The sequence below is a fragment of the Pseudomonas sp. 65/3-MNA-CIBAN-0223 genome (assembly GCF_040310425.1).
Lineage (GTDB): Bacteria > Pseudomonadota > Gammaproteobacteria > Pseudomonadales > Pseudomonadaceae > Aquipseudomonas > Aquipseudomonas gregormendelii.
Genome location: NZ_JBEOPV010000187.1, coordinates 1 through 264, shown reverse-complemented (window position 1 = coordinate 264; position 264 = coordinate 1). Strand labels below are relative to the sequence as shown.

Genomic DNA, 264 nt, shown 5'->3' with positions numbered 1-264 from the left:
CAGTCCCTACATTCATTACATTGTCGAGCGGCTCGAAGAGCGCGACATGCCTCTCGAGCTGGCACTGCTGCCAATTATCGAAAGCTCTTACGACCCCTTTGCCTATTCCCCAGCTCATGCGGTTGGGCTTTGGCAGTTCATCCCCTCGACGGGTCGTCAATTCAATCTTCGTCAGACCAACTGGTACGACGGCCGCCGCGATATCACGGCGTCGACCAACGCCGCGCTACGTTATCTGAGTTATCTGCACGGCCTGTTCAATGG

The 264-nt window shown here is 56.1% G+C and carries 1 protein-coding gene; it reads left to right on the top strand.

The features are described from left to right. The coding region (locus AAEZ09_RS28490; RefSeq protein WP_350601690.1) for a transglycosylase SLT domain-containing protein at positions 1 to 264 on the top strand (264 nt) is incomplete at both ends.